Source organism: Paenibacillus thiaminolyticus (genome assembly GCF_007066085.1).
GTDB classification, from domain to species: Bacteria; Bacillota; Bacilli; order Paenibacillales; family Paenibacillaceae; genus Paenibacillus_B; species Paenibacillus_B thiaminolyticus.
Window position 1 is genome coordinate 350,318 of the sequence record NZ_CP041405.1, and the last position, 12,676, is coordinate 362,993.

The following is a 12,676-nucleotide window of genomic DNA, read 5'->3' on the forward strand; positions in this document are numbered from 1 at the left end:
TTGCCGTTTCCGTTAGTGGTGGAACTATAATTACAAAATCCCGTTAAAATAATCTTTTACGCTCTGCATCACAAGTTTAGCTGATTTTTCATCACCGTACTTAATGTTGACGCATTTCTTCCCGAAGGTGCTATCCGGCAATAGGGTCGCCAGATGCGATACGCGTTCCTCATCATGAAAATGTATGGAATAATGCGCTTTTGCGGCCGAAACAGCTACATATCCATCGTACATTTTCTTACCTGCCCACCACATGGGCATACCATAACTTATTTTGGGCGTAATTTGAGGAAACTCAACTCTCATGAAGTCCACAAATTCGCAGACCGCCTTCTTTCCTTTTTCATGCAGGCTGTTTACGTATTCATTTACTGTCGTAAATCCCATTGATAACACCTCGCAGCATTAGACATAATATACAACAGTTCTAAGGCTGCCATTACAACTACCCCGAAATGCTGTACCGTGAACTATTCCTCACTAGCTCATTATACACCGGTTGCCAATATAACAATCATATCGCTTCGGGCAAGTGGGCCCGAAGTTATGTTTTCCATGCTATCCAATTTGAACCCTATCAGTAGAAATATATCAGTATCCCGTGTACTACAAGCCGGATGGAACGTATTCCTTACAACTAACGATCGCGAAGAATGGCCTAGGATCATCACACAGGCCGTCATATTTGGCTGCTTTTAATTGAATTAATCCACCTAAAAACAGTAATTATGTGGAAAAAACTACAAGAATCCATATACTTCACAAGTAAGATAATGGTATTATCTAGGTGGGAGTTGGAAGACGGCTCTACTACATATATAAAGGTGAGATACGATGAAGAAGTTTTTCTCAACGCTTTTGGTATTCGCATTAATGTTGGTATTCTCAACGAGTGCATTTGCAGCTACGGGGCTTGGTGACACAAAGGACAGTGCAATTGATTTGTATCCGGAAGGCCTACTTGACTTCTATCCAAAAAGCCCAGTCCACCTGTCTATTGAAAACAGCAAAGATGAAGATTGGTTTAAATGGACAAATAACACGAGAAAAATGAAAGGTATTACAGCTTTATTCATAGGAACAGAAGATTATGAAAATTTCAGATTTGGCTATATTATTAAGTACAAAAACGGTGATGAATCAGACCTAATGGACGCTCTACGTTTTGGCCAGTATCAAGCGTTTGAAACCAAAAATATACCAGACGGTGCTACGGTGTACTTTGTGGTCAAAAAAATAAGTGACGGTACAGCACAGTACCAGTTCGGATTCTATATTGATGATAACTTTTAAGTAGACCATTTTAGGGCCGCTGAATAACCAGCGGCTTTTTTAATGCCGGAATTTTCTTCCTTATGCGGTGCGAGGCAATGGGTATATTCTGCACCCGGCAAGAACGGAAGCAGCGAAATGAGAAATGGTTCGCTGGTTGAATAACGAACACGCGAAGCTCTCGCTGCCGTTAGCGTACGCCGCTGCCTGCATTATGCCAGCTCCAGTCTGATTGAATGGAGTGGCGGCTTCATACTCAAATGGAACGGGTGGATCGGACTCGTCGCCTGGATAAGGATGCTATTGGCTTCGATCCTATTTTTCAGTTCGGGTGTAGATGCGGCCCGCTCCAAGCCACCGCGCTGAAAGTTATGGGAGGGACAGTTCCAATCGGGGATCGGGTGAGATAAAATAGAAGAGTGCAGCGTACACCAACCATCGAACATCGATCGCCACATCGCCAAGAGGAGTGAACAGTTATGATGCTACATAATGAGAACCAATCATTGCGATGCATGTCTTTTAACATTCGGTATGGTAGCGATAACACGGAAGATGGGGAGCAGAGATGGAGCCGCAGGGCGGATATGGTCGCCAGCATGATCCGCTTCCACCGCGCAGATACGGTCGGCATGCAGGAAGCGCTTCGTCATCAGATTGCCGATTTGGAACGAATGCTGCATGATTTCGGCTGGGTAGGCAAGGGCAGAGAGGATGGAGCCGATGCAGGGGAATACTGCGTAGTCTTTTACCGCAAGAGCCGCCTCGAGCCCCTTGAGAACGGAACATTTTGGCTCTCCGAGACGCCGGAGGTGCCTGGCCGGCTCGGCTGGGACGCCGCCTGCCCGCGCATCGCTACGTGGGTTCGATTTGAGGATAAGCTGACGGGAACGCGGTTCATCCATTTCAATACTCATTTCGATCATGTTGGGACGGTAGCGATGGAGCAGAGCGCGCTCTTGCTGTTGAACCGGATCGAGAAACTGGAAGAACGTTGCCCAGTCATTGTCACAGGGGACTTCAACTGCTCCGAATCATCCGTGCCGTACGGCATCCTTACCGGAGCCGGGAATGGCTTCGGCGCGCTGCGGGATGCCCGTTACGCTGCGCAGCATCCGCACTTCGGGCCGTCGTTCACGTTCCACGGCTTCCAGCTTCAGCGGCTGATCGAATGCCTGTATCGCGACGGCGAATGCTTCAAGGGCGATAATGGAGAGGATCTCGATTCGCCGATTGATTATATTTTCGTCAATGAACAGGTACGCGTTCTGCAATACGGGGTTCTGGCGGACCAGCAGAACGGCCGCTTCCCTTCGGATCATATGCCGGTTGTGGCCGATATCCTGTGGAATGAGCAGCTATAGATTAGGATGAGCAAGTAGATGAGGGCTAGTCCGTTCCCGTTATCGTGAACGGCCCAAGAGCAGTCCCCGGCGCAGTCTCTTGACGTCCGTATGATAGACGCAAGATGAACTCGCATGCTGGATGCAAGGGAATCCGCATAATGGATGCAGGACGAACCGGGGACTGTCTTTTTTATGCAGCGGCAGTTATTATCGTGAATGAAGATTAGAGCTCGGCCTGAAGCCTGTTCAGAAATCGCTTCGCCGCCTGCGCGATATGCTTCTCCTTCGGATGCACCCACCCGTAATAAACCGGTTCGGTAATCGGGGATTCCAGCGGTAGCGTGATGATATGCTCTCCGTCTTCCTTGAACGAATAATCGAGTCCGATCGTCACCGCGATTCCTTCCTTGACCGCATTGTGAATCGCCTGTGTATTGTTGCTAATGAATAGAATGTCAACCTCGCCATAGGCCGCGACGAACTGATCCATGAAGTCCCGGATATGCTCGTCATCATACAGCACGAGCGTCTGCTTCGCTAATGTATCGGGCGTGATTGCGCTCTCCAGACGAAGAGGGGACTGCTCATGGACGCCGACCACCAATTTGCCTTCCAAGAGCCGTTCGAAGGCAAGGCAGCGTTGTTGATGGAGCAGGCTTGCCGACAGTGCGATTAATCCAATGTCAATCTTATCATGCTTCAGCAGCTCCAATATTTCCTTCGGGCCCTTCTCCATAATCTCCACCCTTACCCCTGGATAATCCCGCTTGAAGCGGGAGACGACATGCACCAGCAGATGCATCGGTCCCGGTATGGTGGCGATTCGCAATTGTCCGCTCAAAGCGTCGCTATAGGATTGGGCTTCGGCCCTGAGCTCCTGGAGCGCGACTAGCGCTTCATGAGCCTTGGCGATGAGGGCTCTGCCTTCCGGCGTCGGGACGGCTCCCAATCCGCGCGAGCGGTGGAACAGGCTCACGCCCAATTCCGATTCGAGCAAGGAGATGGACTGACTTATCGCCGACAGCGTGACATGCGAATGCTCCGCCGCTTTTGTAAATGATCCGGTTTTGGCCACTTGGACAATGTATTCGAGTTGTTCGAGATTCATAGACTTTCACCTCTTATTAAGTATTACTTAATTATATATTAGTTTATATAAATTTTAGTTAATAACAAGCGGTGTTACAATAGGGGCATAAGAGGATGCTTGAAGTCAATGAACTTTCTCACAATTCAGTAATCTGGTTCTGAATGAGAATATAGGGAGGAATGAAGCATGACGGAGAACAGAGTAGCGGTTATCACTGGCGGGGCAAGCGGAATCGGCAAGGAAACGGCGCTGAAGTTCGCGCGGAAGGGCGATCGCGTCGTGGTCGCCGACTTCAACGAACAGGCCGGACAAGCAACGGTTGATCTTATTCGGGAGCAGGGCGGACAAGCCATCTTTGTCAAGACGGATGTATCCAAGCTCGAGGACATGGAGTCCTTGGTTGACACAGCGGTCGAGACGTTCGGCCGCATCGATGTCTTGTTCAATAATGCCGGGATCGGACGGGTTACGCCGGTGCTCGACCAGAATGTGAAGGATTATCATGATGTCATCAACGTGAATCAGCACGGGGTAGCCTATGGGATTATCGCGGCCGGCCGCAAGATGAGAGAGCTGGGCATCAAGGGCGTCATCATCAATACGGCCTCGGTATTCGGCTTCCTGGCTTCGCCGGGAACGTTCGCTTACCACGCGACGAAGGGCGCGGTCATTATGATGACCAAGTCGGCGGCGCTGGAGCTGGCGGAATACGGTATTCGCGTCGTGGCGGTCGCGCCGGGCGCCGTCGACACGCCGATTATTCAGGGCTACAAGGATAGAGGCATGGTAGACTCGATGAAAGCCAAAGTCATCGGCAATAAATTGACGCGGCCCGAGCAAGTGGCCGATGCGGTCTATTTGATGTCTCTCGAGGAAGCCAGCGCGATCAACGGAAGTGTCGTGATGGCAGATGAAGGGTATGCTTCCTTCAAATAAACGGAGCGCTGCCGCATGGGGACTTTCAACAAGAGGATAATGGAACGTAAGCGCTGAGTCTTCGGTCTTCGAATCCGATAGGCTCGGCGCTTTTTTTCGATATGCGGTGATAAGGGGCGGAGACCATAAGAACAAGTGATAAAGGGAAGAACTGGATCGTATGATTGAAATAACTGGCCATAATTGGTAACCTGTAATTAATCGACAGAATTGGTTGCTAGATTTCAGTGTCACATAGAAATGGTTGAAGGGATGAGGATCATGTCGCAACAGCAATTCGCACGGCTCAAAGAGCGGCTTACAGTACCTGTTATTGCCGCTCCTATGTTTCTGGTTTCAAGCCCGGAAATGGTTATTGCAGGCTGTAAAGCCGGTATTATCGGCTCGTTCCCTCTGCTGAACGCCCGTACGAGCGATATTTTGGGAGAATGGATGGAGCGGATTACGCAAGAGCTGGCCGCAGCTCAGCAACAAGAGAGAGCACAGCCCGTTGCTCCCTGGGCGGTCAATCTGATCGTGCACCGAACGAACAAGCGCTTCGAATCAGATCTCGAGCTGATCAAGAAGTTCCAGCCGCCGATTGTGATTACATCGCTTGGGAATCCGCAAGCGGTTGTCGATATCGTGCATGAATATGGCGGGCTTGTTTTTTCCGATGTGATCAATCTGACTCATGCGAGAAAAGCGGCCGATACGGGTATTGATGGCTTGATTCTCGTGTGCAACGGCGCCGGCGGACATGCCGGAACGCTCAACCCGGTTGCCTTTCTGAGCGCGGTACAAGAATTCTGGAATGGGATTACGATTGTCGCCGGCTGCATCTCCCGCGGGCAGGATATCGTAGCGATGGAGGTGCTCGGCGCCGATATGGTCTATATGGGAACGCGCTTTATCGCTACGGCCGAAAGCTACGCAAGCGAGGCTTATCGAAGCATGCTCATGACATCGAATGCGGAAGATTTGATTTATACGGATGCATTGAGCGGCGTCCACGGCAATTATCTCGTTCCCAGCATTCGCAATGCAGGGCTTGATCCGAACCAATTGCGGAAGAAGGACACGATGGATTTCTCTTTTGCGCAAGTCAGCGAAGCCAAGGCATGGAAAGATATTTGGTCGGCCGGACAAGGCGTGGGGGCGATCAAGCGGACGGCGCCCATTGCCGACGTCGTTGCCGAACTGCGGGAGGAGTATCAGCAAACCTATGCTTCTCTCGTCCCTGCTTGCATGGGCTGACACGAAGGCCAAGTGATGCTGGCAGTTTATGTTGTAGCAAGCGAAAAGGGGCGATGAGCCCCTTTTCTGTCGTTACGGGCTTCCAAGCTCATTGGGGATACAGCTCTTGAAACTCTTCCTTGGTCATGCCGAAATAGACTTCATCATAATATTGCCCGCCGGTATAAATCATCCTTCTCAATCTTCCTTCTTCCTTAAATCCCAGCTTGCGATGCAGGCTGATCGATGCCTGGTTGAAGGAGTACACATTTATGGTCGCCTTCTCGTAGCGCAGCTCCAGGAAGTAATGCCTCAGCACGGTTACAATCATGTCTTTTGCGTAGCCTTTGCCCCTGTAGGCGGGCAAGACGGTTATGCCATAATCAAAGGTCCCGTTCTTGGAATCGCAGCCCGCGACTTCGATCGTTCCGACCACATTTCGCTCCTTATCTTCCGCAATCCAGAAAAAATCATCGCTGTCTTTGGATGCGCCCTGCGATATTTGTTCCATCCACTCCTCGATTTGCGCCTTCGTCCGCGGAAACGCGATCGAATCATGACTTTGCAGAATGGCATCGTCCAGGCTCTCAAAGACGTGAATATCTTCGGTGTCGGGAGCGCGAAGCTGTACGGCGGCGCCCTTCCAATATGAAATCATCTGCATGTTTCCTTGCTGCCTCCTATATTTGTCTATGTACGGATGCTGTTCACCCATATCTTTCTATCATTTTAGTAGAGATAGACTAGAATTTCCACTTGCTGCCGTTTGATGCGAGGGACTCAGTATCGGGCAGACGCATTTATGGAAAAGGAAGAAGCCCTGACGTTCAGGGCTTCCGTACGCGTTCGCTGCTGCACCTTATTTCAACAGCCATAGGGCAGGGACATTCGGCGGCTCCCAGCCGACCAGCGAGGTATGCGCGACCCGCGCCTCATACGTCCTGCCGTTGTACGTGACAAGCGCGCCGGCCGCATACGAGGTGTTCGGAGCCCAAGGCGTCGCGGCAGGGGCGGGCGCTGTCGTAACGTTCAACGCGCTGCTGGGCAGGGAGACATTGCCGGCTGCATCAAACGCCACAACCGTAAACGTATAGGAGGTCTCCGGCTGCAGACCGGACACGGTGTAGTTCAATCCGCTCGTCGTTCCCGCCAGAGCCGTTCCGTTATAAATGCGGTACCCGGCTACACCAACATTGTCCGTGGATGCGTTCCAGGTCAAGGTCACGCTCGACGAAGTGATGGCCGAAGCGGTCAAGGACGATGGCGCAGCAGGAGGCTCCGTATCGGGCTGCGGGGGCAGGGTGGTGAAGGTGACGACATTGCTGCTGGCCGATTGATTGCCGGCGGCATCGACGGCCCGGACCGAATACGAATAGGAGGTGCTAGGCGTCAACCCTGCAAGGGTATAGGTTAACGTCGACCCGTTCGTGGAAGCCGCCAATGTGGAGCCTCGATAAATCTTATATCCCGTGACGCCGGCATTGTCGGTCGAAGCATCCCATGTCAAAATGGCGCTCGTAGACGTAACGTTCGATACGGCCAGGTTCGCAGGCGCTGCGGGAGGCGTCGGATCGACCGGGGAACCGCCCCCGAAGTCCACATCGATGACATTGTAGAACGCATTCGCCGTATCCGCGATTTCCCATACCGCCAAGATGACCTGGTAGCCGGTGCGGCTTGGGACATCGCATGTATCTGAATAGGAATGTGGCGGCTGCTTGCCTTTGTAATCGACGCTGCAGAACGGGGTCAAGTCGAAGGAAGCACGCGTGAGCGGCTCATCCGGATTCCAGTTCTGCTTCGTGATGTAGTACTTCCAGCTCGTGGTTGCATGATTGGCTTCAATGGTCCAATGGAACGTCGTCGTCCCCGGCGTAATGCTGACCTTGCTCCAGCGGGTGGCCGATTGCTGATCCAGCTCCGGAAAAGCTCCATTCGCACTTGCGATCTTGCCGTCGGCCGGACCGGCGGCAGGGAAGCCCTTGTGCGCTTCCAGGCTTTGCGGTTCGTAGATGATGAACCCGCATTTTTTGTTGACGCCCTTGGCGCACAGGTCGGCGCGGCTGCTTGGGGAATCAATGTAGCCGTGGGCAAGCGCCTTGCCGGAGAAGACGATCATGACGAACATGAGGGCGAGCGCCATGCCGCTGGATAGCAGCCATCTCCGGAACAATGGATGGGGTACATAACGATTTGCCAACTTCATTTTCCTCCTTGCGATTGGAATGGATGTGTATAAGAACTCAAGCTGAGCTTATACCGGATGAGGACAATAGACCTCCGCACGGGCATCGAGATATACGCTTTAACTTCGCCGCGCGCGGATGTATGATCGGGGAATACGGATTCGATATGTATTTTTATTCAAGCGGTTTATGTCTTATTAATGAAAAATAGAAAAATTATGAAGAACGGCTGCTGCGCCTTGGCAGGGAACAGACGGGAGAGAACAATGGCAAAAAGACGCCAAGCCGCGCGGCTTGACGTCTTGCCGAATCCCGTTGTACACGGCTTCGGTCCGGATGCGGCTAGCGCCGTCCGGCGTAATCTAGTCACTGCTGTCCTAGTTCAGGTTCACCCACACCGTCTTCACTTCGGTATAGTTGTCGAGCGCATAGGAGCCCATCTCCCGTCCAAGGCCCGATTGCTTGTAGCCGCCGAACGGAGCGGCCGCGTCGAAGGCGTTGTAGCAGTTCACCCAGACCGTGCCCGCTTTCAGCTTGCTTGCCAGATAGTGGGCTTGCTTCAGATTTTGCGTCCATACTCCCGCAGCCAAGCCGTAATCGGATTGGTTGGCCTGCTCAATCAAATCATCGAGCGTATCGTACGGCATCGCCGCCACGACAGGCCCGAAGATCTCTTCGCAGGCGATCGTCATCTTCGGATCGACATGCGCGAATATCGTCGGTTCGACGAAGTAGCCCTGTCCGCCAGGCACTTTGCCGCCGGCAACCAGCTCTGCGCCGGCCGCTTTCCCCGCCTCGATATAGCGCTTCACGATGTCATGCTGCTCGGACGAGACGAGCGGGCCCATCTCCGTATCCGGATCGAGGCCGCTTCCTACCCGGATCCGCTTCGCCTCCGACGCCAGGTCTGCCACGACGTTATCATATAATTTCTTTTGCACGTAGAGCCGCGAGCCTGCCGAGCACACCTGCCCCTGATTGAAGGTGATGCCCCGCAGCGCGCCGGGCACCGCCCGGGACAGATCGGCGTCCGGGAGGATGATGTTAGGCGATTTGCCGCCGAGCTCAAGCGTTACTTTTTTGACCGTATCTGCGGCTTCGCGCATAATCGATTTCCCGACAACCGTCGAGCCGGTGAAGGCGATCTTGTCGACTTGCGGATGCTGGACGAGCGGCGCGCCCGCCGTCTCGCCGAAGCCGGGGATGACATTGATGACGCCAGGCGGGAACCCGGCTTCCTGGGTCAATTGGGCCAGGTAGAGGGCGGACAGCGGCGTCTGCTCCGCCGGCTTCAGGACGATGGTGCAGCCGGTAGCGAGGGCGGCGCCGAGCTTCCAGGCCGCCATCAGCAGCGGGAAGTTCCACGGAATGATCTGGCCGACCACTCCGACCGCTTCATGTCTCGTATAGGTAAGGAAGTTGCCTGCCGTAGGAATGGTTTGTCCGACGATTTTCGTAGCCCAGCCGGCATAATAACGGAAATGCTCGATCGTGAGCGGAAGATCAGCCGCCTTCGTCTCCCGCAGCGGCTTGCCGTTATCCAGCGTCTCCAGCTCAGCAAGCTCTTGCTTGTTCGCCTCGATGAGATCGGCCAGCTTATAGATGAGGCGGCTGCGAGCCGCCGCGCTCATGGTGGACCATTTGCCATGATCGAATGCATGGCGCGCTGCCTTGACCGCCCGGTCCACATCCTCCTCACGCGCTTCCGACACGACCGCGAGCACTTCTCCCGTAGCCGGATTGATCGATGAAAAGACGTTGTTCTGGACGGATTCGACCCACTCTCCATTGATGAACAGCTTCTTCGTGCCTTGCAAAAAAGCTTCAACCTTCGGACTGATTTGGAACGATGACAAGCATAATCACTCCTTCGTGAGAATATTCATTGACAATGATTGCAGGCTCTCACAAGATATGTATTCTCCAGGAGGACGAATCATGCCCGTTGTGAGCGGGAGAAAGCAGGTGCGGTTCTTTTTCCATAAAATAGATCCTTGCGGAATCTGAGATGGTTCTCTATAATGGATGAACAACTTCATAACTGGATGAAGTATACGGGAGACAGGATCAACCTGGCCGAAGGGGCAAAGCTCTCAGGCGCTTGTTATCGTTCGTAAGCGAATTGGATAAGCAGGACCGTATACGGACAGGACTCTGGAGAGACTCCATCGCGGAGCACCGAAGGGGCAAGACGCAGCAAGAAGCGCGTTAAAACTCTCAGGTAAAAGGACAGGGATTGCAGATGTCAGGCATCTTTATGCTGGTATTGTGATTGCATTCACATATCATTCTTTTTGCTGTTCTGCAAAAATGTCCCCCGGAGTCAAATCTATCGATTTGGCTCTTTTTTATGTCGTCAGACATTGATTTTAATATGAAGAGGGGAATTGTAATGCATTGGTTGGAAGTATGGCTGGATCGGGTGAATCAATTTGTGTGGGGGCCGCCGCTCCTCATCTTATTAGTGGGGACCGGTATTTTTCTAACGATTCGGCTCGGGCTGCTGCAGGTGCTTCGCCTGCCGCTGGCGCTCAAGCTCATATTCACTGCGAAAAACGAAGGCAAAGGCGACGTCACGAGCTTCGGCGCGCTGGCTACCGCCCTGGCGGCCACGATCGGAACGGGGAATATTGTCGGCGTCGCCACCGCGATTCAGATAGGCGGGCCGGGCGCGCTGTTTTGGATGTGGCTGGCCGCATTTTTTGGCATGGCGACGAAGTATGCGGAAGGCTTGTTGGCCGTGAAATTCCGGAAAATCGACGAGAACGGGCAAGTGTCGGGCGGCCCGATGTACTATATCGAACAAGGCTTGGGTGCGAAGTTCAAACCGCTTGCGATCTATTTCGCGGTGAGCGGGGTATTGGTAGCCTTATTAGGCATCGGCACTCTTCCGCAGGTGAATGCGATCGTATCATCCAGCCAGACCAGCCTGGGGATTCCTGTAGCGGTAACCGCAGGAGTGGTGACCCTCGCGATAGCTCTAGTGACGATTGGCGGTCTCAAGAGCATTGCTAGGGTGACCACCAAAGTCGTGCCTGCGATGGCTATCATCTATGTCGTAGCCAGCGTCATCGTTCTGATCACTTTCGCCGACAAGATTCCGAACGCGCTGTCGCTTGTTTTCCAGAGCGCCTTCAGCCCGGCTGCGGCGGGCGGCGGCTTCCTCGGAGCGACCGTCATGATGGCCATTCGGAACGGCATCGCGAGAGGGGTGTTTTCGAATGAATCCGGGCTCGGCAGCGCTCCGATCGCGGCGGCGGCGGCCAAGGTGAAATGGCCCGCGGAGCAGGGACTTGTATCGATGACCGGTACGTTCATTGACACGATTATCATTTGTACGCTGACCGGCCTGACGCTGATTGTGACCGGGGCGTGGAACGGTATGGCGGAAGGTGCGGCCATGACGCAAGCGGCGTTCGATGCCGCGATGCCTTTCGGGTCTATCATTCTGACGATATGTCTTATGTTATTTGCTTTTACGACGATTCTGGGGTGGAACTATTACGGCGAGCGCTGTATTGTCTATTTATTCGGCGTGCGGGCGATCTTGCCTTACCGCATTGTGTTCATCGCCATGGTCGCGGCAGGCGCGTTCATCAAGCTGCATGCGATCTATCTGCTCTCGGACATCGTGAACGGGCTGATGGCTCTCCCGAACTTGGTCGCACTGTTGGGATTGTCCGGCGTGGTCGTGGCAGAGACCCGTCTTTATTTGCGGCATATGAAGCAGTGAGGCGCGTTCAGGCAGGCAATGCCCGGAACCCGGAATGGCAGAACTAGCAAGACTAGCCGAACCTGTTGTTCGGCTTTTTTTGCTATGTGGGGGGAGGGCATGGCAGGTCACGGTAGGCCAGGGCAAGGCCGGTCAAGGTAGATCACGATAGCTCAGGGCAGTTCAGGTCAGGTCACATGAAATTGCTGCACAGGAGCATCATTTTGAGACACAAGAAGCGAAATTCCGAGTAAATCCTGCAAAACTGCATCATTTCGCTCCTTTTGACCTCTATCCGTACCGAAGTGCAGGTAATTGATGTAGTTTTGCAGCATTCCTTTTTTCGTATACTCGTGTCATTGAAATTCCTGCATTATTGCAGCTTTGGTAGAGCAGATGAACAGAGTGGAGGGAGATATGCAGCTTTGGTGGAGTAGATGAACAGAGTGGAGGGAGAGATTGCAGCTTTGGTAGAGCGGATGAACTGAGTGGAGGGAGAGATTGCAGCTTTGGTGGAGCAGATGAACAGAGTGGAGGGAGAGATTGCAGCTTTGGTGGAGCAGATGAACAGAGTGGAGGGAGAGATTGCAGCTTTGGTGGAGCGGATGAACAGAGTGGAGGGAGATATACAGCTTTGGTAGAGCGGATGAACGGATGGGACGGAGTAACGCAGCTTTGGTGGTATAAAATGAACATATGGGATGAAGGAAATACAGCTTTGGTGGGGTGGATGGACAGATGGCTCAGAGTTCTACCGCATAGGCGGAAGAGATGACGAATGGGCGGAAGGACATCCAGTTGGTTGTGTATCCAGTCAAAGGTACGGAAGCCAATCCAGCTTGCTGTGCAGACGAACGAAGGGGCGGGCACGATTAAGTTTTTCCTTTCCTCCCGACTTCATATAGAATGTAGGTATATA

Annotated in this window: 11 protein-coding genes and 1 riboswitch; of the genes, 6 read left to right on the top strand and 5 right to left on the bottom strand. The window is 53.0% G+C overall.

The genetic code is table 11. From position 1 onward, the window contains the following. Positions 1 to 30: 30 nt before the first annotated feature. Positions 31 to 387, bottom strand: coding sequence for a DUF1801 domain-containing protein (locus FLT43_RS01455; protein ID WP_087443668.1), 357 nt, complete (start codon positions 385 to 387; stop codon positions 31 to 33). 447 nt (positions 388 to 834) lie between these two features. Here FLT43_RS01455 and FLT43_RS01460 point away from each other — a divergent pair, with 447 nt between their 5' ends. Together FLT43_RS01460 and FLT43_RS01465 are read left to right on the top strand one after the other, a co-directional pair. Continuing rightward, positions 835 to 1,293: a hypothetical protein gene (locus FLT43_RS01460; RefSeq protein ID WP_087443667.1), complete on the top strand. Its 459-nt coding sequence runs from the start codon at positions 835 to 837 to the stop codon at positions 1,291 to 1,293. 458 nt (positions 1,294 to 1,751) lie between these two features. Continuing rightward, positions 1,752 to 2,636, top strand: a complete 885-nt coding sequence (locus FLT43_RS01465; protein WP_087443666.1) for an endonuclease/exonuclease/phosphatase family protein — start codon at positions 1,752 to 1,754, stop codon at positions 2,634 to 2,636. Between the two features lie 205 nt (positions 2,637 to 2,841). Here the strand turns inward: FLT43_RS01465 and FLT43_RS01470 are convergent, their stop codons facing one another. After that, a complete protein-coding gene (locus tag FLT43_RS01470; RefSeq protein ID WP_087443665.1) occupies positions 2,842 to 3,726 on the bottom strand; it encodes a LysR family transcriptional regulator in 885 nt (294 codons plus the stop codon). 168 nt (positions 3,727 to 3,894) lie between these two features. Between FLT43_RS01470 and FLT43_RS01475 the strand changes: the two genes are divergently transcribed. After that, on the top strand, positions 3,895 to 4,644 hold the full coding sequence (locus FLT43_RS01475; RefSeq protein WP_087443664.1) for an SDR family NAD(P)-dependent oxidoreductase: 750 nt from the start codon (positions 3,895 to 3,897) through the stop codon (positions 4,642 to 4,644). A 261-nt stretch (positions 4,645 to 4,905) separates the two neighbouring features. After that, positions 4,906 to 5,880: an NAD(P)H-dependent flavin oxidoreductase gene (locus FLT43_RS01480; protein ID WP_087443663.1), complete on the top strand. Its 975-nt coding sequence runs from the start codon at positions 4,906 to 4,908 to the stop codon at positions 5,878 to 5,880. 88 nt (positions 5,881 to 5,968) lie between these two features. On the opposite strand, the gene FLT43_RS01485 is transcribed toward FLT43_RS01480, so the two are convergent. The 3 genes from FLT43_RS01485 to FLT43_RS01495 form a co-directional block, all read right to left on the bottom strand. Continuing rightward, complete coding sequence (locus FLT43_RS01485) at positions 5,969 to 6,523, bottom strand: GNAT family N-acetyltransferase (RefSeq protein WP_244194276.1); 555 nt, start codon at positions 6,521 to 6,523, stop codon at positions 5,969 to 5,971. 195 nt (positions 6,524 to 6,718) lie between these two features. Next, complete coding sequence (locus FLT43_RS01490) at positions 6,719 to 8,002, bottom strand: lytic polysaccharide monooxygenase (protein WP_244951380.1); 1,284 nt, start codon at positions 8,000 to 8,002, stop codon at positions 6,719 to 6,721. Positions 8,003 to 8,422: 420 nt separating this feature from the next. Further along, a complete protein-coding gene (locus tag FLT43_RS01495; RefSeq protein ID WP_087443660.1) occupies positions 8,423 to 9,901 on the bottom strand; it encodes an aldehyde dehydrogenase family protein in 1,479 nt (492 codons plus the stop codon). Positions 9,902 to 10,189: 288 nt separating this feature from the next. Continuing rightward, positions 10,190 to 10,288, top strand: a riboswitch (glycine riboswitch). 149 nt (positions 10,289 to 10,437) lie between these two features. On the opposite strand from FLT43_RS01495, the gene FLT43_RS01500 reads away from it, so the two are divergent. Together FLT43_RS01500 and FLT43_RS29155 are read left to right on the top strand one after the other, a co-directional pair. Beyond that, positions 10,438 to 11,778: an alanine/glycine:cation symporter family protein gene (locus FLT43_RS01500; RefSeq protein ID WP_087443659.1), complete on the top strand. Its 1,341-nt coding sequence runs from the start codon at positions 10,438 to 10,440 to the stop codon at positions 11,776 to 11,778. 467 nt (positions 11,779 to 12,245) lie between these two features. Further along, complete coding sequence (locus FLT43_RS29155) at positions 12,246 to 12,398, top strand: hypothetical protein (protein WP_167386825.1); 153 nt, start codon at positions 12,246 to 12,248, stop codon at positions 12,396 to 12,398. Positions 12,399 to 12,676 lie beyond the last annotated feature (278 nt).

Excerpts from the sequence above, each read along its gene's own strand:
- FLT43_RS01475 (WP_087443664.1), top strand. The coding sequence starts at position 3,895 with ATGACGGAGAACAGAGTAGCGGTTATCACTGGCGGGGCAAGCGGAATC.
- FLT43_RS01470 (WP_087443665.1), bottom strand. The coding sequence starts at position 3,726 with ATGAATCTCGAACAACTCGAATACATTGTCCAAGTGGCCAAAACCGGA.
- FLT43_RS01500 (WP_087443659.1), top strand. The coding sequence starts at position 10,438 with ATGCATTGGTTGGAAGTATGGCTGGATCGGGTGAATCAATTTGTGTGG.
- FLT43_RS01460 (WP_087443667.1), top strand. The coding sequence starts at position 835 with ATGAAGAAGTTTTTCTCAACGCTTTTGGTATTCGCATTAATGTTGGTA.
- FLT43_RS01465 (WP_087443666.1), top strand. The coding sequence starts at position 1,752 with ATGATGCTACATAATGAGAACCAATCATTGCGATGCATGTCTTTTAAC.
- FLT43_RS01485 (WP_244194276.1), bottom strand. The coding sequence starts at position 6,523 with ATGCAGATGATTTCATATTGGAAGGGCGCCGCCGTACAGCTTCGCGCT.
- FLT43_RS01480 (WP_087443663.1), top strand. The coding sequence starts at position 4,906 with ATGTCGCAACAGCAATTCGCACGGCTCAAAGAGCGGCTTACAGTACCT.
- FLT43_RS01490 (WP_244951380.1), bottom strand. The coding sequence starts at position 8,002 with ATGGCGCTCGCCCTCATGTTCGTCATGATCGTCTTCTCCGGCAAGGCG.
- FLT43_RS01455 (WP_087443668.1), bottom strand. The coding sequence starts at position 387 with ATGGGATTTACGACAGTAAATGAATACGTAAACAGCCTGCATGAAAAA.